Raw genomic sequence first — 20,031 nt, 5'->3', positions numbered from 1 at the left:
GGTGGCGCCCTGGGCCTGGCCCGGTTGCCTTCCCGTGGGCGAGGTCGCGGTGCTCGGACTTCCCGATGGGCTGACGCCGATCAAGCCGATCCCCTCCAAGAACGACGAGATGGGCACCTTCATCTGGCGCTGTTGCCGCATCCTCATCGAGGCGGAGGCCGACCTGAACGCGCTCGACGCGAAGTCGGGCGACGGCGATACCGGAAGCACGCTCGCCACGGCGTCGCGCGCCTTGATCGACGCCCTGGACAGTCTGCCGCTGGCCGATCAGACCCAGCTCTGCCGGGCGGTCGGCTTTGAGTTGAACCAGACCATGGGCGGGTCGTCCGGCGTTCTGCTGGCGATCTTCTTCGTCGCCGCCGGTGACGCCCTTGCCAGCGGACAGGACACCATCGGCGCCCTGAAGGCGGGTCTTGACCGGATCCAGCAGGTCGGCGGCGCCCGTCCCGGCGACCGCACCATGATCGACGCGCTGGCCCCGGCCCTGGATGCGCTTCCCAAGGGCCTGGAGGCCGCGGCCAGGGCCGCGCGCGAAGGCGCCGATGCGACCGCCGGGATCACACGTGCCCGCGCAGGCCGCGCAAGCTACCTCGCCGCGGAAAGCCTCGTCGGCCATAACCACCCGGGCGCGGAGGCCGTGGCGCGGCTCTTCGAGAAGCTTGCGGCGGCCGACGACCTCGCCGAACAGGAAGCCTGACGTTCTGCGGTAAAGCGGCGCTTCACGGTATCCGCAGGTGAACCAGGACGGCTTCGATCTGATCCCGGTCCAACGAGGACGCGATGATGCCGTGGGTCTCAGGGGTACGCTTTAGAAGACGGCTTGATCGACGCGCTCGTTCTTGGCTGCGCCTCTGATGACCTGTTCGTAGTAGTCGAACAGGGTCTCGCTTCCGGTGGAGGGGGTGAGGTCGGGGTCATAGCGTCCCATTTCCTCATCGAAGACCAGCATCGACTCGCTGGCGTAGTAGCGGCCGATGCGGGCCAGTTCGGCTTTGGCGGCCAGGGGTGGCGAAAGTTTCCCGAGCGCCGCCAGCGTCCAGATGATCGAGTCCAGCAACCCCAGGGGAACGTGACTGTACTTGGGGGTGCGCCCCAATAGCCGGAAGAGCTCCTCACCCTGCTCCAGCGGGGTGATCGCCTTTCCGGGGCCGCCGATGGGCAGGATCTTGTTCTGAAGTTCCGGTTTTTCCAGGCAGTCCGAGAGGTACTCCGCGAGGTCGCCCGCGCTTATGGGCTTGCAAGCGGTCAGGCGTCCGTCGCCGAACAGCAGGAAGCTCTTGCCCTGCTTGACGCGCTCTATCTGGCCGGAGAGGGATTTGAAGAAAGCCGTGGGCCGCACGATCGAGTAGGTGAGGCCGGACTCCATCAAGGCGCGCTCAAAGGCGAGCTTGGCGAACTGGAACTGGACGCGGGGGCGCTGCACGCAGATGGCCGAGAGCAGGACCATGCCGGCGACACCACAGTCCTGCGCTACGGCCAGGGCCTTCAGGTGCGCTGCATGATCGATCGCCCAGGCATCGCGGGGCGCGCCGCTGCGCGAGGCGAGGCAGGAAACGAGGCAGTCGAACGGCTCTCCCTTGAAGCCGTCGGCGGTCAGAGATTCGAGGCTCGTCACGTCGCCGCGGCGTACCTCCGCCCCCTTGGGCAGGTCGAGATCGGCGCTGGGCCCGGTTCCACCGGCCGCCTGCGGCCGCACGAAGCACACCAACTCATGGCCGCGGGCCGCCAGGGCCCAGGCGGTCGCCCGCCCGATGGTTCCGGTGGCGCCCAGGAGAAAGACGCGCTTCTTGCGGTCGTGGGAGGCTTGCTTGGAGGCGGGGGAGGTCGCGGTCATGGAGGCCGATCCTACAACAAAGCCTCTGCCGCGCCCTATGGCTTTTGTGCCCGTCTCTTGCGCTTTCGAAAGGCTCCGTTCATCGTCGGGCATCGGGCGTTCTCAGGCGTCCACCGCAGTCTCTATTGGGAGAGGGAGAGAGGCATGACACCCAAGCTGACTACCTTGAAGGCAATGACGGCGGTTCTCGCCCTTGCACTTCTTGCGACCTTCACAGCCCCCGCGGAGCGCGCAGAGGCGCAGACGCTGGAGCAGATCAAGGAGACCAAGACGGTGAGGCTTGGCGTGCGCAGGGATGCAGCGCCCTTCTCGTCGATCATCGAAGGAGAGCGCACTGCCGGCTACAGCGTCGATCTCTGCATCGCGGTCGCCGGACAGATCAGCCAGATGCTGGGCGTGGGCAGCCTCTCGGTCGAGTTCGTGGAGGTGACGGCGGAGAACCGGTTTGACAGCATCGTGGAGGGGAAGATCGACCTCCTGTGCGGCGCGACCTCGGTAACACTCAGCCGCCGGGAAGTGATCGACTTCTCAACGCCCATCTTCGTCGACGGCGCCAGCGTCCTGCTGCGGGCCGACGGACCGCAGAGCTTTGCCGAACTGGAGGGCAAGGTCATCGGCGTGCGCGGGGGCACCACGACCGAGGCCGCCCTGGAGAATACGCTGATCCGCCAGCAGGTGACCGCCACGGTGATGGCTGTCACCGACCATGCGGATGGCTTGGCGGCCTTGGAGAGCAAGCAGATCGACGCCTATTTCGCCGATCAGTCGATCCTTTTCTTCCTGACCACCAAGTCACAGGAGCCGACCCGGCTGATGGTCTCGGAGAACAGCTTCACCGTGGAGCTCTACGCGCTGGGTCTGCCCCGGGGCGATAACGAGTTCCGCCTGGCGGTCGACCGCGCGCTTGCCCGTCTCTTCCGGGGCGGGGCCGTAAAGAGCCTTTTCGAGAAGAACTTCGGCAACGCTCAGCCAAGCGAAGGGCTGCGCTACCTGGCGCGCTTCGGCGCGCTGCCCGAATAAGTGGCGCAAGGACATTAGGCCGATCGGAGGTAGAGATACTTCCTTTGTGGCGCTTCTGACCTATTCTATCTTCCTGGAGAGAGAGGGGTTATGGGAATGCCAGGATTTCTTTGCAGGGCATGGATGGTCGTGGTTCTTTCGCCGTTCATGCTTCAGGCCTGTACAAGCCTGCCTGAGACCTACAGCCGCGACGGCTCGTCGGCCATCGTCGACTATCATGAAACGGGCCTGGGGCGCTTCTTCGCGCCCATGGAAGAGGCGAATCCCGGAGCGTCAGGCCTGACGCTGATCCCGCGGGGCCGCAACGCCTTTACCGCGCGCATCGCCATGACCCGACTCGCGGAGAAGAGCCTGGATCTCCAATACTATATCTGGGAGGCCGACCAGAGCGGGCGGATTCTCGCCGATGCTCTGCTGGAGGCAGCCGATAGAGGCGTTCGCGTTCGCCTGCTCCTGGACGACATAAACCTTGGGGGCCGTGATGCCGTCGTCGCCGCCTTGGACCAGCACCCGCAGGTCGAGATAAGGCTCTTCAACCCCTTCGCCAACCGCGGCTTCAGGATGCTGGACCTGCTCGGCGATCTCGGGCGCGTCAATCACCGGATGCACAATAAGATGATGGTCGCCGACAACGCCTTGGCCATTCTGGGCGGGCGCAACATCGGCGATCACTACTTCGACGTGGCCACCGACGCCAACTTCCGCGACCTCGATATCGCGGCGGCCGGGCCGGTGGTGCGCGACACCTCCGAGGTCTTCGACTATTTCTGGAACGCCGACTGGTCGGTGCCGATTGCAGCGCTGGTCGAGGAGGGTGAAGACGGGCTGCCCAGTCTGGCCGAGGCGCGCGAGCGTCTGGCGGCTGCGATCGATGAAGAGAGCTACCCGCATCCCGTCTACAGCGAGGCCGCGGAACTTGAACAGGAGATGACCGAGATCGGCGCCCGGTTCGTCTGGGCGCCGGCGCAGGTCGTTTGGGATGATCCGGAAGACATCCGGGAGGGCCGTGAAGAGGGTGAGATCGTCTCAGCGCTGTTCCAAAGGCTTCAGAGTCTGGACCGTGAACTGCTGGTCGAGGTGGCCTACTTCGTGCCGGGCCAGAAGGGCGCGGCGGCCCTTTCAGCTCTGACCGAAAGGGGCGTGCGCGTGCGGGTCCTGACCAATTCGTTGAGTTCCAACGATGTGGTGGCCGCGCATTCCGGCTACTCGGTCTACCGCGAACGCTTGCTGGAAAGCGGCGTTGAGCTTCACGAAGTCCGGGCGGACTCAGCGGAGGTGCAGCAGACTTTGCTCTCCGGAAAGTCGCGCGCAGCCCTCCACACAAAGGCGGCGGTCTTCGACCGTGAAGCCATCTTCGTCGGCAGCTTCAACTATGACCCGCGTTCGGCCAACCTTAATACGGAGATCGGGCTCTATGCGGAAAGCCCGGAATTGGCGGAGCAACTGGCCGCTTTCATGGACGAGGGCGTGGCGCCGCACAACAGCTACGCGCTGTCGCTCGACGGTGAGGGCGGGCTCATCTGGAGGACCCAAAGGGACGGCGTTCGCCAACAGCACGACTACGACCCCGCCACGAGCTTCTCGCAGCGCTTTCTGTCAGATTTCATGACCCTGTTGCCGATCGAAAACCAGCTTTAGAACGATCAGTTCCCGAAGGTGACCGTGACCCGGCGATCCTCTTCCGCATCGCTGCCCAGGCCGAAGAGGTTTCCCGCCCCGAAGGCTTCGCCCTTGGTCTCCACGGCGATGGCCTCGGGCTTGACCCCCAGGTCAACCAGGATCTTGCGGACCGTCTCCGCCCGCTGTTTTGAAATGCGCTCATTCACGGCGGGATCGCCCTGCTTGTCGGCGAAACCCAGGATGCAAACGTAGCGGAAGTTGACCGCCCGCTCGGCGAAGCGTTCGAGCTTTGGCCGGTCGGCGTCTTTGACCGTGGTGGAGCCGACATCGAAGTAAACCGATGTCGACCCCTGGTTCACGCCGTCGCAGGTGGCTGCGAACGCAGGCGCGATGCTCAGGCCAAAAAGAAGCAATGAAGCGATTGCCAGTCTCATGTCCTCTCCCTCTCTCTCTTATGCGGCTGCTCCCTCAGCCTGGGAGAAGAGTAGGCGCTCGCCGCGCGCAGCGCCATCCCGCAGAGTCCGGAGTCCAGTGGTGTCAGGATGGCCGCTGGGGTGAGGGCAGGGGGCGGCCGGCCTCCTTCTCATAGTCTTCTTTGAACTTGGCCAGGGCGCGTTCGTAGAGGGCTTCATCTTCCTTGGTGTGTTCGCGGATCACCGCTTCGACCTCCGGCGTGAACTCTATCGGCGCCTGCTTCCTGCGCAGGCGCCGTATCAAGGAGCCGGCGGCATTCTTGCGGCGGTTGGGCAGCCGGATGCCGGTGCGGGATTCGAACAGTTCCAGGGATTGGGGATAGAACTCGGTGATGCCCACCAAAGTGAAGGCGTCTATGTCGGCCCCTTCCAGCAGCTTCGACTGCAGGTTGGCTCCCGGCCCGCGGGCATAGCGCTCCAGGGGCATCTGAATGCCCCCGATGACCCGCAGGTGATTGAAGTTCGAGAAGGTGCGGGCAAGAGGCGCACGCAGGAAGGTGATGAAGTTCTCCGCCGGGTAGTACGGCAGGTAACGGCTGGCGGGAAAATGCCCGCAGAGCACCTTGGGGGCCATCTCCTTCAGTCCTTCCGCGACCCGCTCTACGCGGGCGGGCAAAGGTCCGTCGCCCTTCTGGATCTCCTTGAAGATGAAGGGCGTGGCGGCATACCTGTGCGGATAGTCGCAGGCCATCTCGCCACGGAAACGCGCTTCCAGACCACTGCGGAAGCTGGTCCCGGCCGTCTTCGGAATGTGCATGAATACCAGGGTCATGCTGTTTCCGGGGCCGCTTCTTCGTCCCGCCCTGAATCGCGACCTTCGAGGGCGTTCGGCAGGTGCGAGATATCCGGCAGAATGCAATCGGCCAACGCTTCGAGGTCCGAGGCAAGGCTCGTGCCGCTCAGAACCCCAACCAGCAGCCCGGCGCCGGCGGCGCGCCCCATCTCCATATCGTGCAGGTTGTCACCCACCACCGCGATCTGCGAGGGCCTGATACCCAGATGACGGCAAAAGGCCAGCGCCATGCCCGCTGACGGCTTCACGCCATGGCCGCTGTCGTATCCGGCGATGAAGGAAAGGCGGTCGAGCGCCCCGAGGCTCTTGAGGCAGGCAGTCGCGCCCGCCTCTGAATCGCTGGTGGCGACACCCAGCAGGAGGCCCCTGCTTGCGAGCTCGTCGAAGAGCGCGGGCAGGGGCGTGACGGCTTTGACGCCCGTGCTGCCAGCGAGCGCGAACTGCCGGTCCATCCACTCCGCCATGCGGACGGGGTCCGGCCCTTCGGGGAGCAATCCGCTCCAATGTTCGGCCAGTTCCAGGCTGGTGCCGGCGGCGCAGAGACTTCCGGCGCGAAAGCTCTGACTTTCTTCGTCCCAGCCGCCCGCCTCCATCAGTTCGCGGGTGAGAACCGGGTCCTGTCGGGTCAGTTCCAAAGCGACCTCGAAAAAGGCGCCGCGCCAGGTCGAATCAAAGTCGATCAGCGTGCCGTCCTTGTCGAACAGCACGGCCTTGATGGCGCCCGCCCCCTGCCGCGCCCGTGAAGCCTGCCGCGAGCCTGAAGCCCGCCCTGGCCGTGATGGAGGTGTATCCATGGAAGAGAGATCCCCCAATTCTTCTTTGACCGCCAAGCCTGTTGGGATGAACCCGAAAACCGACCGGTTCAGCGTAACCGAATAACAGAAGGCGGCGGGCTTGGCGATTCCGTTGAACGAACTGCGCGCCAGAGGGTGAAGCGCTCCACAAGAAAGGCTATGCTGAAGGCCTGATGTGAGTGACGGGGACAGGCATGCACCGGGTTGGGATCATTCCCTTCGACACGCGCGGAGAAGAAATCGCGATCCTCTTCGTTACCTCGCAGACGCGGGGGCGCTGGATCCTTCCCAAGGGCAAGCAGGAGAGCGGCGAGAGCCATCTCGACGCCTGCACCCGAGAAGGATTCGAAGAGGCGGGGGTTCGCGGCCCGGTGTTGGAGAACTTCCCCATAACTGCCCCGGTCACCAAGCAGACGAAGAACGGCAAGCTGCAAGTGGCCGTCACCTATTACCCCTTGCTGGTGACCGAGCAACTGGACGACTGGCCGGAGCGTGACAAGCGCCAGCGCCATTGGGCGCTGTTGGAAGACGCGCCCCGCGTTGCTTTCCGCGAAGACTTCCTGAGCGTCCTTGAGCTGTTCGGCTCGTTGCGGCCCTGGATCATAGAGCACGCAGAAGCGCATAAATCAGCGAAGCAAGAAGCGCTGACGCCGGCACAGTAATCACCCAGGCCGCTGCGATGGAGTAGGCGTAGTGGCGGCGCACCAGCCGGCGGACGGACCGGAAGCGGCGGCTCTTGAAGGCGTCGTCGGAGGTCGCGTTCAGCTTGTGGCCGGGACGGATCTTCCGCTTGTTCGGATTCTCCATGAACTCGCGCAGGAAGCCGACGCCGAAGACGGCGCCGATTGCGATGTGGGTGGAACTGACGGGCAGGCCGAGCGCCGTGGCGATCAACACCGTGACCGCGGCTGACAAGGCAACGCAAAAGGCGCGGGGCGAATTGAGCCGGGTGATCTTCTGGCCGACCACCCCGATCAGCTTGGGTCCGAAAAGACCTAGACCCAGCGCGATGCCAAAGGCGCCCACCGCCATCACCCAAAGGGGGATGGTGACCTGACTGGCGATCTGGCTCTGGTCCTGCACCGTCGAGACGATGGCGGCGAGCGGCCCCACGGCATTGGCGACGTCGTTGGCTCCGTGGGCAAAGGACAGAAGGGCCGCTCCGGCGATCAGCGGCAGGTTGAACAGACTGTAGACGTCCTTCTTCCGGTTCTGAAGCGCTTGCGTCCGCGCGGCGATATAGGGCCTCGATGCGAGATAGGCGAGCGCGAAGGCGGAGAGCGCATAGGCGAGGATGGCGAGGGGCGAGGGGGTCCAGATCTTCTTCAAACCCTTCATGGCCATGTAGGCGGTGAAGGCGGCGGCCATGGCCGCGATCAGGACTGGCACCCAGGTCCTGGCGGCGGCGAGGCGGTCCTCCACGTTCAAGATGCGCTGCTTGATGAAGTAGAGGACCGCGGCGGCGCAGAGGGCCCCGAACAGCGGAGAGATCACCCAACTCGCCGCGATCTGGGCCATGGTCACCCAATTGATCAGCGCGACCCCGGCCGCGGCGATCCCGGCGCCCAGGACGCCGCCGACGATCGAGTGGGTGGTGGAGACCGGGGCGCTCAGGATCGTCGCCAGGTTGATCCAGAGGGCGGCGGCCAGAAGCGCGCTCAACATCAGGTCCCTGAACTCCGAGACGGAGACGCTGCCGCCCGGCGAGATGATGCCCTTCGACACCGTTTTGACCACGTCGCCACCGGCGAGGATCGCGCCCGCACTCTCGCAGACGGCGGCGATGAGCACCGCGCTCAGGACTGTCAGGACCCGGCCGCCTACGGCCGGTCCCATGTTGTTGGCGACATCGTTGGCGCCGATGTTAAGCGCCATGTAGCCGCCGACCACTGCGGCGACAGCGACGACGAGCCAGTCTTTACCGTAGGTGTCTTGCGAGCCCGCGACGAAGATTCCGATCAGGGCGAGGAACAGGATCGAGAGACCGACCGGGACGACGATGCTGCTCAAGTTCTTGTACTGCGACTGGCCGAAGCCGTAGCGCCGCAGGTCGTTGACGTAGCGGGTGGCCGGATTTTTCTTCTGGCTGGTCACGATGCTCTAAGGATTTGCTGCTCTCCCCTTACCCGTCATCCCACATCGCCGGTGCGATGTAAATTATGGAGCGGCCAGCAGCCCAAGCGTGCGCAGGCGGCTTTCGATGTCCTCCTTGTTGAGATAGGCGCCGGCGAGGTGGCGTTTGCCGCTGTAGGCCCGGCGCCCATGCAACAGCCGCCAGTTGTCGAACACCAGGATGCGGCCGGGACGCAGCGGGAACTCGATCTCCATCTCCGGGTCGTTGGCCAGTTCGTCGAAGGCCCGTATGGCGTCGTAGAAGGCCGTCATCCGGTCCTTGCCCGCGAAGAAGGGGGCCCGGTCATAGTTGTTGTAGGCGACGCGCCGGACCTCTCCGTCTTCGTCCAGCTCGATGATCCGGTGATGGGCCTTCAGGTGAACGCCGTCGCCGATGTATTGGGCGGGAACCTCCACCTCGCAGAGGACCTTGAAGAGGTCGGGCCGTTCGGCGCGCAGCCGCTCGGCGATCGTGACCCCGTCCACGAGGGTGCTTTCGCCGCCCTGCCCGTCGAACTCCAGGCAGTGGAACATCTGGTAGCCGGGCGGATCGAAGCTGTAGGTGCCGTCGGTATGGGGGCCGATGGCCATGGAGGTGTAGGCGGTGTCCTTGTATGCGAGGTCGGCGGAGAATCCCCAGAAGCCGCCGAAGATGCTCTGCCGGATATAGCCGGCGATCCGCTTGGCGAAGGCTTCCGTGGCATCCGCCGTGGCCGGGGAGGCTTCGGCGAAGGCGAAGCCGAAGCGCTCAAGCATCCCGATCCAGGAGGCGAGCGCGGCGTCCTCCGTCATGACCGCGTCATAGGCGACGGCGGGCCAGTCCTGCTGTTCCCAGTCAGCCCGCGCCCAAGAGGTCCTGGGCAGCGTCTTGGCTGATGCCCGGTTGGCCACGGCCTTCAAGAAGCCTGCGGGGAAGCAGGACAGGGCTTCTTCCGTCGTCCAGGCGATCTCCAGCGCTGCGCCGTCTTCGCTCACCCTTGCTTCGCGCACGGCGATGGAAGGCGGGATCGCCACGGTATCGATCTGCCGCTGCTGGGTCTCCGGGTGATAGCTGTGCGCCGCCCGGCAGTGATCGCGCAGCCAGAAGGCGGGGAAGCGCACCGGGCCGTCGCCGTCGGCCCAATGGACCTCCACCTCCTGCTCAAGAGCCGCCACGCTGGCTATCCTGCAATCCGTCATCTCTCCTCCTTCAATCTCGGGTCCCTTGCCTAGAGCCGATGGCGCAGCAGGGGAAGCCGGCGGTCGGGCTGAACCTCTGAAGCGACGCTGCCTTCCGCCCGCGCGCCGCGGCTGCGGTAGAAGGGGACGGCGTCCGGATCGGCCTCGATCATGAGGCATGCGGCGCCCTCGGCCTTCGCCGTCTCGGCAGCCCAGGCGTAGAGGGCTGAGCCGATTCCCTCGCCGTTTGCCTCGGGTTCGACGAAGAGCTTATAGAGTTCGGCCCTGTCCTCCAGCAGCATCAACTGGACGACGCCCATAACGACGCCCTCCCGTTCGGCCACCATCACCCTGCTGGTCCGCAGTTCCTCCGGGTGCAAGGTCAAGACGGCCCTGCAGCGTTCCATGAAATCCCTGTCGTAGCCCCAAAGCGCTTTAGAGCGCAGGCAAAGCTCGCTCAGAGCGCCCAGTTCGTCTTCTCTCGCAGGACGAATTTTCATGGACACTATTTAGCGCCGGCGCCGGAAATTCGGAACCCCGAGCAGCAGACAGCGGTTGTCCCACATGACCAGATCGCCCGGCCGCCATTTATGACGGTACTGGTAGGTGTCCTGGGTCGCGTGCTCCAACAGCGCACCCAGCAGCTCCAGCGCCTCGGCCTCTTCCAGGCCGTCGATGGACTCGATCCGGATTGGATTCAGATAAAGCGCCTTGCGCCCGCTCTCCGGATGGGTGCGCACCAGGGGATGGCGGACCGCTGCTGGAATCTTCGCCTGCAGTTCGGGGGAGAGCGCCATCAGTTTCCGCTCGCTGTGCTTGCTCTGGTAGACGTGAACAGCCGTCAGCCCGGCGATGCGCTGCTTGGTTGCTTCCGGCAGGTCGTCGTATGCGCGCCGCATGTCCACGAACTGGGTGTCGCCGCCGCTGTCGGGAAGCTCCACGGCGTGGAGGACCGTCGCCTTGGGCGGATTCGGGTCGTTGGAATGGTCGGTGTGATAGCCCTCGCCCGGGATGTAGCGCTTGCCGCTCGCCTCGAAATGATCCTGGTTGGAAAGATAGTGAATCTGGGGGCAGTCGGGCAGGGCAAAGCGCTTGTTGTGCTGCTCGAATATCTCGCCGAACAGCGCCACGGCCTCGACCATCTCAGGCGCAGAGAGCTTCTGGTCCCGGACCACCAGCACCGAATGCTCGACGAACAAGCTGTTGAGCCTTGCGACCTCTTCCGGAGAGGGCGGGGCGGAGAGGTCCACGCCGGTCACTTCCACGCCGATGCAGTCTGTAAGTGGCTTTGCGGTCAGCATCGGTTCTTCCTGCCGTTCTCGGGTGAAGAGGCGTTCGTCACGGTCTTTCCTTGATCCTTTTTGTAGACCAATCCGGCGGCGGCCCTACTGTCCGTAGCGCGCCGCCGTCAGGCCGTCGAAGTCGATCTCCGGCTTCTTGTCCATGACCGCATCGGCCACCGCGCGGCCCGATCCGCAGGACATGGTGAAGCCCAGCGTGCCATGGCCCGTGTTCAAGAAGAGATTGTCGTAGCGCGTCGGACCCAGCACCGGCGTGCCGTCCGGCGTCATGGGCCTGAGGCCCGTCCAGCCCTCGGCCTTGGAGAGATCGCCGCCCTTGGGAAAGAGATCATTCACCACGTAGCGCACCGTGTCGGTCGCGTGGCGGCCAAGCTTCTTGTTGTAGCCGATGATCTCCGCCTGTCCGGCGACCCGGATGCGGTCGCCCAGGCGGGTGATCGCCACCTTGTGGGTCTCGTCCATGATGGTGGATTGCGGCGCGCCTTCCGGGTCGGCGACCGGCAGGGTGATCGAGTAGCCCTTGATGGGATAGATCGGCAGATTGATGCCGATGGTCTTCAAAAGCGTCGGCGCGTAGGGGCCGAGCGCACAGACGTAGCGGTCCGCTGTTTCGTGCCCCCGGTCGGTCACGACCGCGCTGATCTTGCCCTGCTCCACGGCAAAACGGTCAATGGTGACGCCGTAGCGGAACTCGGCGCCCAGCTCGGCGGCCTTGTCGGCCAGGGCAAGGGTGAAGAGGCGGCAGTCCCCCGTGCGGTCCGCGGTCAGCCGCAGGCCGCCCACGAACTTGTCGGCGACATGCTTCAAGCCCGGCTCGGCGGCAAGACAGCCCTCGCGGTCCAAGACTTCATAGGGGGACCCGAATTCCGCCAACACCTCCTGATCGGCCTTCGAGGCCTCGACCTGCTTCTCGAGCCGGAAAAGCTGAAGCGTTCCCTTTTCCCGCTGGTCAAACTCCAGCGGCACCTCGGCCATCAGGTCGGTCAAGGCGTCCCGGCTGTAGTTGGAGATGCGCACCATGCGGCTCTTGTTCCGGCGATAGGCCTCGGCATTGCAGTTGAGCAGCATGCGCGCCCCCCAACTCCACATGGTGGGGCTCATCATCGGCCAGATGAAGAGGGGCCTGTGGCGCATGAAGAGCCACTTGATCGCCTTTTTCGGGATCCCCGGCGCGGCCCAGGGTGAGGTCATGCCATAGGAAAGTTCGCCCGCGTTGGCGAAGCTCGTTTCCATGCCCGGGCCGGGCTGGCGGTCCAGCACCAGAACCTCGACCCCCTGTTTGGCGAGATAGTAGGCGGTGGTGACGCCGACGACGCCCGCGCCCAGAACGATGACCTTCATGATTGAACATCCTCCCCGAAAAAACGGTGGGAGCCTCGCTGCCTTGTTGCCGTCCCTTTAGACGCTAGCAGATGCAGGCGGCTGGCAGCTACTTTTGCCCTTCCTCGTGCCCTGGAACGTCGAAGGCGCCCTCGGCGACCTTCTCCAGGAAGGCGAGGGTGACTTCCTGCTCCAGCGCCCAGGCCTCGCGCGTGGGGCAGAACAGCAGGACTTCGAAGCACAGCAGACCGAGATCGCTGGTCTTGACGGTGATGCGCGGCTCGGGACCCGGCACGTCCACGCCCAATTTGCGGTCGATGGTGGCGTTATAGCGGCGGGAGACGTCCTCGAAGGGCTTGCAGGCCTGGACCGTGCGTTCCTGCAACCATTCGGTCGCGGGCCCGGGAAGGGCCGGCTTGGGCAGGGTGATCGAAAAATCGTGGATCGAGTAGTTGCGCGCGAAGTTCTCGTTGCGCACCGGGTTGGTCAGGAAAACGCTGTTCGGAATGATCAGGCTGCGCCCTGTGTAGCGGTGCCCGTGATCGGGGTCGTGCACCTCCAGCAGGGAGGTCGAGAGCAGGTTGTGATCGGTGACCTCCCCGCGGATGCCGTTCACCTCTATCCAGTCGCCCACCGAGAACGCGCGGCTTCCCGTCCTGACCAGGAAGCCGCTGAGGCACATCAGCAGCTCCTTGGTTGCGATCACGATGGCCACCGTGACGGCCGTCAGGGACAGCACGAGGTTCTGAAGCTGGCCGAGCCAGATGACGAAGAGCGAGACCGCGAGCAGCAGGTTGAGCGCGCTGCGCAGGTAAAAGAGCCGCTTGCGTTGTTCCTCGTCCAGGATGTCCGCGCCCGCGCGGATCCAACGGGTGGCAAGGCGCCTTACCGCAAAGATCAATCCCACGACGACGAGCGACAGCGCCAGGCGGACCAGAGCTTCGTTTGAAATCAGGGCTTCAAGGGTCATGTTGGGCGCAGTATTCCCCAGGGCGCGGGCCCGCGTCCAGGGCTGGTTCCGGTGGCGGGGCTATTCCCCGGCCTGGCGCTCGCCGCTATCCGGCTCATCGGCGCTCTGCCGTCCGGACTCTTCTGCAAGTTGCAGGCGGATGCGGAAGAAGGTCGAGCTGTCCGGGCCGTTCTCTATGGTCAGGTCGCCCCCCATGGTCCGCATGATCGCCCTGCTGATCGGAAGCCCCAGGCCGGCGCCGTGTTCCCGGTTGGAGCGGCTGCCGCGCGTGAACTTCTCGAAGACCGCCAGCGCCTCGTTGCGTTCAACGCCGCCCCCGTTGTCGATCACGTCGATGTTGACCCGCCCGAACAGCAGGGAGGGGCGGATGAGAACTTCGGGCTCGTCGGCGTCGTTGTACTTCACGGCGTTCGATAGAAGGTTGATCAGCACCTGGCGCAGGCGGTCTTCGTTGGCGATCACCCGGACGTCGCCGGGGAGCGTCACGCAGTGCATCGCGACCCGGTTCTGCCGCGCGAGACCAAAGACCGTGTCCATCGCGGTTTCGATGGCGCGCAGCGGGTCGACGCTGCCAAGCGGCAGGTCCAGGCTGCCGGCTTCAAGACGGCTAACGTCCAGAATTTCGTCGAGCAAACGGGTGAGCCGCAGGCTTTCCTCCTGAATGATCTTGATGAAGCGCTGTCTCTCCTCCCCGGTGATGGCGTCTTCGGCCAGAAGGATTTCCGAGAAGGAGCGGATGGAGGTCATGGGCGTGCGCAGCTCATGGCTGACCTGGCTCAAGAACTCATCCTTCCGGGCATCGAGATTGCGCAGCCGCTCGTTCGCATTGCGCAGCTGGTGCGCGGCGCGTTCCAGTTCGGTCGATTTCTCCGACAGCTGGCGCGAGGTTTCGATCAGGCGCTGGGTCTCGTCGGCGATGTCGATCAACTCGGTGATGCCGACGGTCTCGCGTCCGGCGATGCGCCCGACCATGGCGTGTGCGGAAGCGGCCCCGACCGAGCCGGAGAGTTCACGCTCCAGGCGCGCGATCACGAAGTCACTGGGCGGCGGCAGGCGCCCGGGCGTCCCGGCTTGCCGCGCCATCTCGTCGAAGAGATCGCGCGCCGGTTCCCGCCCGAGAATCCGCTGCGCCAGGACGAAGAGGTCCTCCGAGGTCGCCGAGCCGCCGACGAAACGCCGGGTCTCGCCGCCGCCCACCCGGAAGACGTCGACGAAGAGCGCGCCTTGCAGGCGTTCCAGGGGGCGCGTGTCGCTGAGACCGGAAACCGCGAGGAACAGAAGTGTATTGGCTCCAAGGCTCCAGATCAGTGCGTGGATCAGGGTGTCTCCCCCGTCGAAACCCAAAAGCGCCTGCGGGCGCAGCATCTCAATGCCCCAGGGGCCTTGGACCAAGAGCTGATTGATCGCCGGGGAATCAGCCGCAAAGCTCGGCAGGAAGAGCGTATAGGCCCAGAGCAGCACGCCCGCCGTCATGCCGGCCAGAGCGCCGGCCCTGGTCGCCCCCCGCCAGAAGATGCCGCCCAGAAGGCTGGGCAGGAACTGCGCGACGCCGACGAAGGCGATAAGGCCGATCGCGGCCAGGGCGTCCGAACCGCCGCTCAGTTGGAAATAGAGGAACCCGAGAGCCAGGATGAAGGCGATGGAGATGCGCCGCGTGACCAGCAGCAGGCTGCGCACGTCGCCGCTGACCTCCCGCCGGGCGGCGAGGAACTGCAGAGCGATCGGCATGACGATGTGGTTCGACAGCATGGTCGAGACCGCGATCGCCGCCACGATGACCATGGAGGCCGCCGAGGAGAAGCCGCCCAGGAAGGCGAGCAGCGCCAGCTCCTGCCGGCCCTCCATCAGGGGCAGTGTCAGCACGAAGAGATCGGGGTTGGACCCGGCTGGCAGGAACTTCAGTCCGGCAATCGCAATCGGCATGACGAAGAGGCTCATGCCGAAGAGATATAGCGGGAAGAGCCAGGAGGCCGTGCGCAGATGGCTTTCCTCCACGTTCTCCACCACCGTTACTTGGAACTGCCGGGGCAGGCAGATGATCGCGGTGGCCGAGAGGAATGTCAGCGCCACCCAGCGTGGTGAGAAGACGGATTCACCGCCGTAGATCACTTCGTCGGGCACATCGGCGAAGATTTCGCTCCAGCCGCCCGCCAATCCGTAGACCGCGAAGATTCCGACCGCGACCAGCGCCACGAACTTCACGATGGCTTCCATGGCGATGGCGGCGACCACGCCATGGTGGCGCTCGTTCGCATCCAGGTTGCGGGTGCCGAAAAGGATGGTGAAGACCGCCATTCCGGTCGCCACCCAAAAAGCGGTCGCGGTCCCGTCCGCCTCGCCGGCGACGATCTGATAGGTGCGGGTGACGGACTGGAGCTGCAAGGCGATGTAGGGGGTGATCGCGATCACCGAGATCAGGGTCACCAGCACGGCCAGACCCGCGGACTTTCCGTAGCGCGATGAGATCAAGTCGGCGATGGAGGTGATGCGGTGGACCCGCCCGATGCGCACCAGCTTGCGCAAGAGCCACCACCAAGCGACGAAGACCAGCGTCGGCCCCAGATAGATCGTGACGAACTCCAGGCCATTGCGCGCGGCGGACCCGACCGCGCCGTAGAAGGTCCAGGACGTGCAGTAGACCGATATCGAAAGGGTGTAGATCCAGGGCGAGCGCAGCCAGTCGAGCTTGCCCTGCCGGGACCGGTAATCGACGAAGAAGGCGAGCGCGAAGAGCAGCGCCACATAGGCCAGGCAGATCGCCAGGAGGAGATCTACGGAGGGCATGGCCGCTCAGCCATCCCGCGCCGGATGGTCCTGCTCCGGCAGTTCGCCCGGACGCGGGTCGCTTTCGTCGCCCAGGCGTTTGGAGAGCAGGAAGGCGCCGGCGATCAGGGCCGCCCAGACCGCGAACACATAGAGCCAGATGAAGGGCAAGCCATTGAGCCTGACGTGGATCTCGAAGATCTGCCCAATCGGCGGCACCAGGAGCAGCAGGCCTATGAGAGGCAGGATGATGGCCCGGTCACGCGTCTTTCGGGCTTTCAGGGGCTGTTCGGTGGTGTTCTGCATGCCGCGCGGCTCCCGACGCCCGGATCAGGCGGTGGAAGAAGAAGAGGAAGAGGAAGAGGTTGAGGAGGCGTCCCTATGGCCGCCGCATAGCCGTCCCACCGCCCCGATGACCTCTGCGTTCGAAAAGGGCTTGGTGATGAAGACGTCGGCGCCGATTTCAAGCGCGGCCTCCCGGTCCTCGCGCTGGCCCTTTGCAGTCAGCATGATCACCGGCAGGTCCTTGCCTCCCGGGTCGGCGCGTAGCCGCCGGAGTACCTCGAAGCCGTCCATTCCCGGCAGCATGACGTCCAGGATCATCACCTGCGGTTGCTTGCTCAAAGCGAACTCCAGTGCAGTGGAGCCGTCGCCCAGGGCGTTCACCTCGAACCCGGCCCGCTCCAACAGGAAGGTAAGCGACTCAACAATGTTCGGCTCGTCCTCGGCCAGCAGCACGCGATATGCCATAGCGACGGCGTTCCTCCCACTTCTCGGCGTCCGTCTTGCCGCGGCGCCTTTGTCCGCCAGTCTAGGGCAAAGCGGCGTCGGCTGTCTTCCCCCACTTGGATGCGCCCGGCAGCGCCGGGGCGGGTCAGCCTGCGAGCGGATCCTCGGCCCGGTGGCCGCAGGCCTTGCGGGGACAGATGCGGCAGGCCGGTCCGACCTCCTCAATCGGGACGCCCGGGTCCGGTCCGTAGACCGTCAGGCGCGCGTCCTCTTCGCTGATCGCCAGCATGTCGGTCAGGTAGTGCCGGGGCCTGCCGAACCCTGTCAGCCCGGTATTGCGGGCGCGGGCGAGGAACACGAAACGCGCGCCTGATGGAAAGAGCGCGCGCTGCCGGATGACGGCCTCCGGCGACTGCTGGGCGCGATAGAGAACCCAGAGCGGGCAGGCCGAGGCGTAGCGGGGCGACACAAGGTTCGGCAGGCCGCGCATCTCGATAATGGTACCCGCGGCATTGGCCCGGAAATAGCCGAAGCGCGGAATATCCTCGCCACGCGGCAGGGCGGTCAGGCGATGGCAAACCGTTTCCATGTCGAGCGAGAAGTGATCGCTCAACGCCTCGATGTCGTAGCGCAGCGCGGCTGCCCGTTCCCGAAAGGCGTCCATGGGCGCAAGAATGGCCGCGGCGCCGTAGGAGAGGAGGGCCTCACGCGCGCGCTTGCGCGCCTGTCCGGTTTCGACCTCGGGCTGGTTCTCGATGATTCCATCGACGAGGCTGCTCAGGTGGGCCTCGCTCAACTCCCGCGCCTTCTGGCGTCTTGGCGCGGGATTGGGGTCGCTTTCCAGGGGGATGCCGGCGGCGGCGGCCTCCAGTTCCTCGAAGTGGCTGCTGCGCGCTTCGAAGAGGGCGTCCACCTCGTCCAGGGGCGTCAGCGTCCGGTCCGTGGCCTCCAGCTTGTCGAAGTAGGCGGCCAGCGCCTCGGCGATCTCCGTGAGCCCGCGGCTCTCGTCGTTGACGATGCCGATGAAGCGGGCGCGCTGCGCGGCGTCGATGTCAGGGTAGTCGGAGAGAATCTCCGCGGCGGAACGCACGGCGGCGATCCGGGTCAGCATGCGGTGCACCGTCTCGCCCAGGAAGGGGTCATGAGTCAGGCGGTCGGCCAGCGCGCGGGCGGCGTTGGTCGCTTCATACTCCGATCTGGCAAGCGCTGCGAAGGCGCGCGCCCAACCGGGATAGCGGCCGATCAGTCCGCCGGCGCTCTCGACCTCCACGTCGATGGCCGAGAGGCTCGGGGAGTGAGCGATCTCCTGAAGGATCTCGAGCAGCCGCCGTTCGCTGGCCCCGTCCAACTGCTCGACTTCGAGATTGAGCGCCTCCGCAGAGCGGCGCAGCAGGCCGCCGGCGATGCCACGCTTGTTGTGCTCGATCAGGTTGAGATAGGAGGGAGATATGCCGATGCGCTTGGCCAATTCCACCTGAGTGAGCTTCAAGGCCCGGCGGCGCTCGCGGATGCGGGTCCCCACGATTGTCTTCTGCATCTGGCAATTCCCTTTTTATTCAGGGGGTTGAGGCTCGGTTTTGTAAATCTTTGACGCAATCTCAAAATTAACTGTGTAATAATTGACAGGTTTTTCCTTGTCTTTCAATAAGTTATTGAACCTTTGACAATCTTCAGTCATCATTCCGCGCAGCGCATGAAGCTGCGCACCTTGCGGTGTGAGGCGCTCAACCGCCGGCACCGGCGAAAAAACCAAAGTCCTTTTGGGAGGAAACCAATGAACAAATTTATCACCAGCCGTCGTGGGCTGTTGAAGGGTGGTGCCGCGCTCGGCATCGGCCTGGCCGCGCCCACCATCATCACCAAGAGCGCTTGGGGCTACACGAACGAGCCGACCGGCTCGAGCGTCACCCTTGGCTTCAACGTGCCCCAGACCGGCGCCTACGCCGACGAGGGCGCGGACGAGCTGCGCGCTTACCAGCTCGCTGTTGAGCACCTCAACGGCGAAGGCGACGGCGGCATGCTGAACACCTTCTCGTCCAAGGAGCTCAAGGGCGACGGCGTTCTCGGCAAGAAGGTCGAGTACGTCACGGGTGACACGCAGACCAAGTCCGACGCGGCCCGCGCCTCGGCCAAGCGCATGATCGAGGCCGACGGCGCCGTGATGATCACCGGCGGCTCGTCCTCCGGCGTGGCCATCGCGGTCCAGGGTCTCTGTCAGGAAGCCGGCGTCATCTTCATGGCCGGCCTGACCCACTCCAACGACACCACGGGCAAGGACAAGAAGGCCAACGGCTTCCGTCACTTCTTCAACGCCTACATGTCGGGCGCCGCGCTGGCGCCGGTGCTGCAGTCGAACTACGGTTCCGACCGCAAGGCCTATCACCTGACGGCCGACTACACCTGGGGCTGGACCCAGGAAGAGTCGATCGCCGCGGCCACCGAAGCGGTGGGCTGGGAGACGGTCAACAAGGTCCGCACGCCGCTGGGCGCCGGTGACTTCTCGCAGTACATCACGCCGGTCCTCAACTCCGATGCCGACGTGTTGATCCTGAACCACTACGGTCGCGACATGGTCAACTCTCTGACCCAGGCCGTGCAGTTCGGTCTGCGCGACAAGATGGTCAACGGCAAGAAGTTCGAGATCGTGGTTCCGCTCTACTCGCGTCTGATGGCGCAGGGCGCGGGCGAGAACGTGAAGGGCATCTTCGGTTCGACCAACTGGCACTGGTCGCTGCAGGACGAGGGCTCTCAGGCTTTCGTGAAGTCCTTCGGCCAGAAGTACGGCTTCCCGCCCAGCCAGGCGGCGCACACCTGCTACGCCCAGGCTCTGCTCTATGCGGACGCCTGTCAGCGTGCCGGCACCTTCAACCCCTGCGGCGTGGTCGAGGCTCTCGAGGGCTTCGAGTTCGACGGTCTGGGCAACGGCCCGACCCTCTACCGCGCCGAGGATCACCAGTGCTTCAAGGACGTGCTGGTCGTGAAGGGCAAGGACAACCCGACGTCCGAGTTTGACCTTCTCGAGGTCGTCGACGTGACGCCGGCTTCCCAGGTGACTTATGCGCCGGACCACCCGATGTTCGCGGGCGGTTCGCTGGGTGAGTGCAACCCGGGCGCCTAAGGCTCCCTAGAGCCGATCTTTGAGGG

19 protein-coding genes are annotated in these 20,031 nt (G+C 65.0%); 5 read left to right on the top strand and 14 right to left on the bottom strand.

What is annotated here, in order from left to right:
• The coding region (locus P8X75_13050; protein MEJ1996114.1) for a dihydroxyacetone kinase subunit L at nt 1-697 on the top strand (697 nt) is incomplete at its 5' end.
• 111 nt (nt 698-808) lie between these two features.
• Here P8X75_13050 and P8X75_13045 read toward each other — a convergent pair.
• Nucleotides 809-1,834, bottom strand: a complete 1,026-nt coding sequence (locus tag P8X75_13045; protein ID MEJ1996113.1) for an NAD(P)H-binding protein — start codon at nt 1,832-1,834, stop codon at nt 809-811.
• Nucleotides 1,835-1,978: 144 nt separating this feature from the next.
• Between P8X75_13045 and P8X75_13040 the strand changes: the two genes are divergently transcribed.
• Both P8X75_13040 and P8X75_13035 read left to right on the top strand, forming a co-directional pair.
• The gene (locus tag P8X75_13040) at nt 1,979-2,854 is read left to right on the top strand and encodes an amino acid ABC transporter substrate-binding protein (protein MEJ1996112.1); all 876 of its coding nucleotides are present in this window, start codon (nt 1,979-1,981) and stop codon (nt 2,852-2,854) included.
• A gap of 96 nt (nt 2,855-2,950) precedes the next feature.
• Nucleotides 2,951-4,492: a phospholipase D family protein gene (locus P8X75_13035; GenBank protein ID MEJ1996111.1), complete on the top strand. Its 1,542-nt coding sequence runs from the start codon at nt 2,951-2,953 to the stop codon at nt 4,490-4,492.
• A gap of 5 nt (nt 4,493-4,497) precedes the next feature.
• Here the strand turns inward: P8X75_13035 and P8X75_13030 are convergent, their stop codons facing one another.
• From P8X75_13030 to P8X75_13020, 3 genes are all read right to left on the bottom strand, one after another.
• Complete coding sequence (locus tag P8X75_13030; protein ID MEJ1996110.1) at nt 4,498-4,908, bottom strand: OmpA family protein; 411 nt, start codon at nt 4,906-4,908, stop codon at nt 4,498-4,500.
• A 103-nt stretch (nt 4,909-5,011) separates the two neighbouring features.
• The gene (locus P8X75_13025; protein MEJ1996109.1) at nt 5,012-5,719 is read right to left on the bottom strand and encodes a hypothetical protein; all 708 of its coding nucleotides are present in this window, start codon (nt 5,717-5,719) and stop codon (nt 5,012-5,014) included.
• Nucleotides 5,716-6,534 carry an HAD family hydrolase gene (locus P8X75_13020; GenBank protein MEJ1996108.1) on the bottom strand — a complete coding sequence of 273 codons (819 nt, stop codon included), beginning with the start codon at nt 6,532-6,534 and terminating at the stop codon, nt 5,716-5,718. Before P8X75_13020 ends, P8X75_13025 begins: the two co-directional genes overlap by 4 nt.
• Before the next feature lie 179 nt (nt 6,535-6,713).
• On the opposite strand from P8X75_13020, the gene P8X75_13015 reads away from it, so the two are divergent.
• Nucleotides 6,714-7,196 (top strand): NUDIX hydrolase, encoded by a 483-nt coding sequence (locus P8X75_13015; GenBank protein ID MEJ1996107.1) that lies wholly within the window; start codon nt 6,714-6,716, stop codon nt 7,194-7,196.
• Here the strand turns inward: P8X75_13015 and P8X75_13010 are convergent.
• The 10 genes from P8X75_13010 to P8X75_12965 all read right to left on the bottom strand — a co-directional run bounded on the left by P8X75_13010 (nt 7,135) and on the right by P8X75_12965 (nt 18,424).
• Entirely contained in the window at nt 7,135-8,628 is a 1,494-nt protein-coding gene (locus P8X75_13010; protein ID MEJ1996106.1) for an inorganic phosphate transporter, read from the bottom strand. The two genes, P8X75_13015 and P8X75_13010, sit on opposite strands and share 62 nt — an antisense overlap.
• Nucleotides 8,629-8,691: 63 nt before the next feature.
• Entirely contained in the window at nt 8,692-9,825 is a 1,134-nt protein-coding gene (locus P8X75_13005; protein ID MEJ1996105.1) for a trimethyllysine dioxygenase, read from the bottom strand.
• Between the two features lie 29 nt (nt 9,826-9,854).
• Nucleotides 9,855-10,304: a GNAT family N-acetyltransferase gene (locus P8X75_13000; protein MEJ1996104.1), complete on the bottom strand. Its 450-nt coding sequence runs from the start codon at nt 10,302-10,304 to the stop codon at nt 9,855-9,857.
• A gap of 9 nt (nt 10,305-10,313) precedes the next feature.
• A complete protein-coding gene (locus P8X75_12995) occupies nt 10,314-11,105 on the bottom strand; it encodes a TauD/TfdA family dioxygenase (GenBank protein ID MEJ1996103.1) in 792 nt (263 codons plus the stop codon).
• Nucleotides 11,106-11,189: 84 nt separating this feature from the next.
• On the bottom strand, nt 11,190-12,446 hold the full coding sequence (locus P8X75_12990; protein MEJ1996102.1) for a D-amino acid dehydrogenase: 1,257 nt from the start codon (nt 12,444-12,446) through the stop codon (nt 11,190-11,192).
• An 88-nt stretch (nt 12,447-12,534) separates the two neighbouring features.
• Nucleotides 12,535-13,395, bottom strand: a complete 861-nt coding sequence (locus P8X75_12985; GenBank protein ID MEJ1996101.1) for a mechanosensitive ion channel family protein — start codon at nt 13,393-13,395, stop codon at nt 12,535-12,537.
• A 60-nt stretch (nt 13,396-13,455) separates the two neighbouring features.
• Complete coding sequence (locus P8X75_12980; protein ID MEJ1996100.1) at nt 13,456-16,179, bottom strand: sensor histidine kinase; 2,724 nt, start codon at nt 16,177-16,179, stop codon at nt 13,456-13,458.
• 6 nt (nt 16,180-16,185) lie between these two features.
• Nucleotides 16,186-16,464, bottom strand: a complete 279-nt coding sequence (locus P8X75_12975) for a hypothetical protein (protein MEJ1996099.1) — start codon at nt 16,462-16,464, stop codon at nt 16,186-16,188.
• A 24-nt stretch (nt 16,465-16,488) separates the two neighbouring features.
• Nucleotides 16,489-16,908 (bottom strand): response regulator, encoded by a 420-nt coding sequence (locus tag P8X75_12970; GenBank protein MEJ1996098.1) that lies wholly within the window; start codon nt 16,906-16,908, stop codon nt 16,489-16,491.
• Nucleotides 16,909-17,032: 124 nt separating this feature from the next.
• Complete coding sequence (locus P8X75_12965) at nt 17,033-18,424, bottom strand: short-chain fatty acyl-CoA regulator family protein (protein MEJ1996097.1); 1,392 nt, start codon at nt 18,422-18,424, stop codon at nt 17,033-17,035.
• A 237-nt stretch (nt 18,425-18,661) separates the two neighbouring features.
• On the opposite strand from P8X75_12965, the gene P8X75_12960 reads away from it, so the two are divergent.
• Nucleotides 18,662-20,005, top strand: coding sequence for a substrate-binding protein (locus tag P8X75_12960; GenBank protein ID MEJ1996096.1), 1,344 nt, complete (start codon nt 18,662-18,664; stop codon nt 20,003-20,005).
• Nucleotides 20,006-20,031: the final 26 nt, after the last annotated feature.

The organism is Limibacillus sp. (genome assembly GCA_037379885.1).
GTDB lineage: Bacteria > Pseudomonadota > Alphaproteobacteria > Kiloniellales > CECT-8803 > JARRJC01.
The sequence above is the reverse complement of the archived record's forward strand: the minus strand, read 5'-3'. Positions and strand labels throughout refer to the sequence as shown.

Bases quoted from the DNA above. Each gene is read 5' to 3' on its own strand.
- P8X75_13025 (MEJ1996109.1), bottom strand. From the start codon at position 5,719: ATGACCCTGGTATTCATGCACATTCCGAAGACGGCCGGGACCAGCTTC.
- P8X75_13000 (MEJ1996104.1), bottom strand. From the start codon at position 10,304: ATGAAAATTCGTCCTGCGAGAGAAGACGAACTGGGCGCTCTGAGCGAG.
- P8X75_12960 (MEJ1996096.1), top strand. From the start codon at position 18,662: ATGAACAAATTTATCACCAGCCGTCGTGGGCTGTTGAAGGGTGGTGCC.
- P8X75_13020 (MEJ1996108.1), bottom strand. From the start codon at position 6,534: ATGGATACACCTCCATCACGGCCAGGGCGGGCTTCAGGCTCGCGGCAG.
- P8X75_12980 (MEJ1996100.1), bottom strand. From the start codon at position 16,179: ATGCCCTCCGTAGATCTCCTCCTGGCGATCTGCCTGGCCTATGTGGCG.
- P8X75_13005 (MEJ1996105.1), bottom strand. From the start codon at position 9,825: ATGACGGATTGCAGGATAGCCAGCGTGGCGGCTCTTGAGCAGGAGGTG.
- P8X75_12985 (MEJ1996101.1), bottom strand. From the start codon at position 13,395: ATGACCCTTGAAGCCCTGATTTCAAACGAAGCTCTGGTCCGCCTGGCG.
- P8X75_13030 (MEJ1996110.1), bottom strand. From the start codon at position 4,908: ATGAGACTGGCAATCGCTTCATTGCTTCTTTTTGGCCTGAGCATCGCG.
- P8X75_13045 (MEJ1996113.1), bottom strand. From the start codon at position 1,834: ATGACCGCGACCTCCCCCGCCTCCAAGCAAGCCTCCCACGACCGCAAG.
- P8X75_12995 (MEJ1996103.1), bottom strand. From the start codon at position 11,105: ATGCTGACCGCAAAGCCACTTACAGACTGCATCGGCGTGGAAGTGACC.
- P8X75_13035 (MEJ1996111.1), top strand. From the start codon at position 2,951: ATGCCAGGATTTCTTTGCAGGGCATGGATGGTCGTGGTTCTTTCGCCG.
- P8X75_12975 (MEJ1996099.1), bottom strand. From the start codon at position 16,464: ATGCAGAACACCACCGAACAGCCCCTGAAAGCCCGAAAGACGCGTGAC.
- P8X75_12965 (MEJ1996097.1), bottom strand. From the start codon at position 18,424: ATGCAGAAGACAATCGTGGGGACCCGCATCCGCGAGCGCCGCCGGGCC.
- P8X75_12970 (MEJ1996098.1), bottom strand. From the start codon at position 16,908: ATGGCATATCGCGTGCTGCTGGCCGAGGACGAGCCGAACATTGTTGAG.
- P8X75_13040 (MEJ1996112.1), top strand. From the start codon at position 1,979: ATGACACCCAAGCTGACTACCTTGAAGGCAATGACGGCGGTTCTCGCC.
- P8X75_12990 (MEJ1996102.1), bottom strand. From the start codon at position 12,446: ATGAAGGTCATCGTTCTGGGCGCGGGCGTCGTCGGCGTCACCACCGCC.